The 4,910-nt window shown below is 67.9% G+C and carries 5 protein-coding genes and 1 pseudogene; 1 reads left to right on the top strand and 5 read right to left on the bottom strand.

What is annotated here, in order from left to right:
• On the bottom strand, positions 1 to 638 hold a 638-nt coding region (locus JMF90_RS24090; RefSeq protein WP_201325512.1), incomplete at its 3' end, for an SDR family NAD(P)-dependent oxidoreductase.
• A 139-nt stretch (positions 639 to 777) separates the two neighbouring features.
• Here JMF90_RS24090 and JMF90_RS24085 point away from each other — a divergent pair.
• Positions 778 to 1,698: an AraC family transcriptional regulator gene (locus tag JMF90_RS24085; RefSeq protein ID WP_054928671.1), complete on the top strand. Its 921-nt coding sequence runs from the start codon at positions 778 to 780 to the stop codon at positions 1,696 to 1,698.
• Positions 1,699 to 1,841: 143 nt separating this feature from the next.
• On the opposite strand, the gene JMF90_RS24080 is transcribed toward JMF90_RS24085, so the two are convergent.
• The 4 genes and pseudogenes from JMF90_RS24080 to JMF90_RS24065 all read right to left on the bottom strand — a co-directional run.
• Positions 1,842 to 2,372, bottom strand: coding sequence for an OsmC family protein (locus JMF90_RS24080; protein ID WP_201317277.1), 531 nt, complete (start codon positions 2,370 to 2,372; stop codon positions 1,842 to 1,844).
• A 60-nt stretch (positions 2,373 to 2,432) separates the two neighbouring features.
• On the bottom strand, positions 2,433 to 3,503 hold the full coding sequence (locus tag JMF90_RS24075; protein ID WP_053523831.1) for a substrate-binding domain-containing protein: 1,071 nt from the start codon (positions 3,501 to 3,503) through the stop codon (positions 2,433 to 2,435).
• A 166-nt stretch (positions 3,504 to 3,669) separates the two neighbouring features.
• On the bottom strand, positions 3,670 to 4,731 hold the full coding sequence (locus JMF90_RS24070) for an ABC transporter permease (RefSeq protein ID WP_200160233.1): 1,062 nt from the start codon (positions 4,729 to 4,731) through the stop codon (positions 3,670 to 3,672).
• A pseudogene (locus JMF90_RS24065) lies at positions 4,728 to 4,910 on the bottom strand (sugar ABC transporter ATP-binding protein); the annotation flags it as partial. The gene JMF90_RS24070 and the pseudogene JMF90_RS24065, both read right to left, overlap by 4 nt.

Here is a 4,910-nt window from a genome sequence, read left to right as displayed (position 1 = left end):
TGCAGCGAATACGCGCGGACGCCGAACGGCGCGCCGAGCATGTCGAGCTGCACCGCGAACAACGCATTGGCGGTTTTCGACTGCCCGTACGCGAGCCATTTGTCGTAACCGCGCGCGAAATCGATATCGTCCCAGCGAATCGGCGACAGCCGGTGCCCGAGCGACGACACCGCCACCACGCGGGCGCCGTCGCCATGCGCGAGCACGGGCCACAGCCGGTTGACGAGCGCGTAGTGACCGAGGTGATTGACGGCCAACTGCGCTTCCCGACCGTCGCCCAAGCGAGTCTCCGGGCACGCCATGATGCCCGCGCTGTTGATGACGATATGCACGTGGCGTCCCGCATCGACGAACCGCGCGGCGAATGCGGCCACGCTCGCGGCGTCCGCGAGTTCGAGCGGCGCGACCTCCACGCCCGCGATGCCGCGCGTCGCTTCGCGCGCGGCCGCGGCGCTCCGTGCGCCGACGACGACGTGCGCACCGGCCTGCGCCAGTGCCCGCGTGGTTTCGAGGCCGAGACCCGAATGGCCGCCCGTGACGATGGCGGTCTTGCCGTGCAGATCGAGGCCGGCCAGGACGTCGCTCGCCGTCGAGGCGGCGTCGAATCCGGAATGAAGGGGATGCTGCCTGCTCGTCATCGAAGGCTCCAGGAACGGTACGCGAAGCACGCGGCCGCCCGTCGGCCGCGTCACTGCACGAGCACATTCTCCGGCCGCGCATCCGGACTGTGAATGCAATAGAATCCGGTTTTTCGTCGAGGTCGTCCGGAGAATGCGCGTGGACCCGCTTTCGGAAGTGCTGTCGCTGCTGGAAACGCGCGACTCGTTTTTCACCGGCCTGCGCGCCGGCGGCCCGTGGGCGGTCGACCTTCCCCCGCCCGACGGAATCAAGTTCAACGCGGTAGTCGAAGGGAGTTGCTGGCTGACCGTCGACGGTGCGGGGCCGCCCGTCCGGCTGCGCACGGGAGACTGCTTCCTGCTCGCCGCGCCGCGGGCATTTTCGCTGGCGAGCGATCCGTCGGTCGCGCCGGTGCCGGCCGCCGACGTGTACCGGCATCTCGAGCGCGGTATCGCGCACTACGGCGAGCCAGCCGACTGCTTTCTGATCGGCGGCCGCTTCGCGTACGAGGAACGCATGCCGCTGCTGCTCGGCAGCCTGCCGCCCGTGGTGATCGTGAGCGGCGATTCCGAACCGGCGGCGGTGCTGCGCTGGTCGCTGCAGCAGCTCGCACGGGAATTCGGCGCGTCGTCGCCGGGCGGGTCGCTGATGGTTCGACATCTCGGACACATGATGCTGGTGCAGATCCTGCGGCGCTACGTGGACGCCGGCGCGAACGGCGATGTCGGGTGGCTGGCGGGGTTCGCGGATGCGCGGGTCAGCGCGGCGCTGGCCGCGATTCACGCGGCGCCCGAGCGGCGCTGGACCGTCGATGCACTGGCGGCCTGCTGCCACGTGTCGCGTTCGACGTTCGCGCTGCATTTCAAGCGGCGACTGGGGTTCGGGCCGCTCGAATACGTGCTGCGGTGGCGGATACAGCTGGCGATGCGCGAACTGCGCCGCTCGAACGCGTCGATCTCGGCGATCGCGCAGCGGCTCGGCTACGACTCGGATAGTGCGTTCGGCCATGCGTTCAAACGCATCGTGGGCTGCTCGCCGCGCGCCTATCGTCATGACGTGACGAAGGAACCCGGCAACTAGCGTCGTGACCGCCCTCCCCGGGCGCGCGATGGTGCGAATCCGTCAACGCCACGCATTCGCTTCACGACCATTAGGATAAGTATTCTTATCACAACACGTCGATTTCATTTCCAAACTCGGCCGTGCCGCAATGCGTCAGCGCATCACGCGCTGGTATGCCGCAATTCTCCGTCGATGTGCTGCGGCAGCCTCAGCAGATTGAAAATCGGGCAGACCGCTTCGACCGCCTGATGCAGCGCCCGGATGACATCCGGCGGCTCCGGCGACACGATGTCCAGCGTATAGCGGAGGTTGTGCGGGAATACCGGCACATGCTCGAACCCCGGCTGCTGCGCGAGCGGATGCTGGTCGCCGGTGACTTCGACTTCGATCGCGTCGATCTTCAGCCCCCGCTCCGCGGCCTGGATCAACGTGATGTGCGTGAGGCAGCTGCCGAGCACGCCGAGCTGCAACTCCGGCGATGCAGGCCCGAGGTTGTAGCCCGCGAAATCGGGCGGGCTGTCGCTGATCACCTGGAAATCGCGAATCCGGATCTCGCGCACGCCGCTGCGACCGAGCGCGCGCACGGTCGCCTTCAGCGGCGTCGCCTTGAAATCGGGATCGTTGCGGGCGGCCTGCTGCTTCGCGTGCCACGCATCGCGCTTTTGTACGAGATAGTCGTTCAGGGTCATCATGGTCATGTCATGGGTAGACGGCACGCAGGCGACCGATCGGTTCGCTGCGTGCCAGCGCGATCAGTCGAGCGCCGGAATCCACGCGGCCGTCGCCGCGTCGCTCGCGCGGAACGCCGGAAACTTCGCGCCGAGTTCGGCCACGGTATGAATGTCGTTCTTCACGAGGTCGTCGCGCGTGATCAGCGTCGGCTTGACCGCGATGCGCGCGCCCGGGTTTTGCCCGGCGACCAGCAACGCCGCGGCCCGCACCGACACCGCGCCGACGACCGCCGGATTGGTCGCGGCCGTCGCGACCCACGCGCTGTTCGGCGCGCGGATGGCCGCGATGTCGGCCGTCGACACGTCCGCGCTGTAGATGCGGATTTTCGACGACAGCCGGGCCTCGTCGGCCGCGAGCTTCGCGCCGCGCGCGAACTCGTCGTACGGCGCGAACACGACGCGAATGTCCGGATTCGCACGGTACGCGGCGGCCGCCTGGTTCGCGACCGACTGCGCGATCGGGTTGTCGACGGTGCCCCAGCGCGCCTTTTCCTGCACCTTCGGGTGCGCGCGCTTGAAGTCGCGCCACGCGGCGTCGCGCCGGTCGAGCGGCGCGAATCCGGCCACGTACACGTACCCGGCAGAGAACGCGTCGCCGTTGTCCTTCACGGCCTGATCGAGCAGCAGGTTCGCGAGGTCGCGATCGTTCTGCTCGATCTGCGGCACCTTCGGATTGGCGAGATCGACGTCGAACGCGACGACCTTGATGCCTTTGTCGAGCGCACGCTGAACGACGTCCTTCAGCGATTCCGGCAAGCCGTGATTGACGATAATCGCGGACACGCCGATGCTGATCGCCTGCTGAATCTGCTCGCGCTGCTCGGCCGCGTCCTGCCGGCCTTCGTAGATGCGCAGATCGATGCCGAGCGCCCGCGCCTGCTTCTGCGCGCCGGCTTCGTAGGCCTGGAAGAAATCGCCGGTCGACAGGTAGTTGACGAGCGCGATCTTCACGCCGCCCTTGTCGAACGGCGCGGGTGCCCCCTTGAGCGGGCCGGCGTGTGCCGCGGGCATACCGAGCGCGAGTGCGGCGCCCAATACGAGTGCACCGAGTTTCGGTTCGAGGCGCGACTTTCGGCGAAGCAACGAGCGCATGGCGGGTCTGTCTCCGTACAGGACGATATCGGCTCAATCTATCAGCACGGCACGCGAACTCAAACCGACCGATTCGGCAATCGATATTACTTTGGATAACAAACAGTCAGGCCTTCGGGTTATTCGAACCAGTCCGTGCCTGTACCAAGGCTTGCGACCTCACCTGTCACGCCCGGGCATCCGCCCGGCGACCGATACCGAACGTGAACGCGAGGGCCAACACGAGCAGCACGCCCTTGATGAAATCCTGCATATAGTAGGGAGCGTTCAGCATCGTGAGCCCGTTGAGCAGCACGCCGACGAACACCGCGCCGACGACCGTGCCGAACACGTTGGGCCGCTTCGCGCCCCACACCGCGTAACCGATCAGCGCGGCGGCCACCGCGTCGAGCAGCAGCGAGTGTCCCGCGCTGACGTCGCCGCGGCCGACCCGCGCGGCGATCAGCACGCCGCCCAGCGATGCGATCGCGCCCGACACGACATACGCGGCGATACGGTAGCGCGCGGCCGGCGCGCCGGCCAAACGCGCAGCCGTTTCGTTGCCGCCGATCGCATAGATCACGCGGCCCCAGCGCGTCGCTTCCATCGTGACGCAGGCCAGCACCGTCACCGCCGCGAGCAGCAGCACCGGCAACGGTACGACGTCGAACACGCGCAGCCGGCCGAGCGCGAGGAACGCGTCGGGGAACACGCCCGTCGCGTCCGTGCCGTCGGGCAGCACGGAGCCGGTCGCGAGCGAGCGGCCGCCGGTCGGGATCAACTGCAGGCCGGCCAGCAGGAACAGCGTGCCGAGCGTCGCGAGCTGGTCGGGCACGCGCAGCCGCGTGATCAGCAAGCCGTTGAACAAGCCGGCGGCCACGCCGAGCACGACGCAGGCGAGCACGGCCGCCCATGCGCTGCCGTGCCAGACGACCAGCACGTAGCTCGCGGCCATCTGCGCGGTCGCGGCCACGCTGCCGACCGACAGGTCGAAGCCGCCGGCCGCGAGCGTGACCGTCACGCCGATGCCGAGCAGCGCGACGATCGACACCGCCTGGAGGATGCTGAACAGATTGTCGACGTTCAGGAACGCAGGCTCCCTGAGCGCGAACACGACCACGAGGACGGCCAGCACGAGCAGGATGCCCGTCCGCTCGAGCGCATCGCGGATGCGCGCCGGCCCGCGGCGCGACGACCGTTCGACGGATGCGGCTTGACGCACAGCGGAAGAAGAGGTCACGGGTTTCATGAGCAGGCACCCACGATGGAGGAAGTCGGATACAGGCCATCGAGCGTCGCGCGATCGAACCGCACGATACGATCGGCGACCTCGGCTGCTTCCTCGAGATCGCTGACGAATACGATCGTCGTGCGCTCATGCGCATGACGCCGCAGCGTATCGACGATATCGGCGCGCGCGCCCGCATC

The organism is Burkholderia sp. E168m23 (assembly GCF_016586125.1).
In the GTDB taxonomy this organism is placed as follows: Bacteria; Pseudomonadota; Gammaproteobacteria; order Burkholderiales; family Burkholderiaceae; genus Burkholderia; species Burkholderia orbicola.
The sequence above is the reverse complement of the archived record's forward strand: the minus strand, read 5'-3'. Positions and strand labels throughout refer to the sequence as shown.

Coding starts and splice junctions, on each gene's coding strand:
- JMF90_RS24080 (WP_201317277.1), bottom strand. CDS start 2,372: ATGATGACCCTGAACGACTATCTCGTACAAAAGCGCGATGCGTGGCAC.
- JMF90_RS24075 (WP_053523831.1), bottom strand. CDS start 3,503: ATGCGCTCGTTGCTTCGCCGAAAGTCGCGCCTCGAACCGAAACTCGGT.
- JMF90_RS24070 (WP_200160233.1), bottom strand. CDS start 4,731: ATGAAACCCGTGACCTCTTCTTCCGCTGTGCGTCAAGCCGCATCCGTC.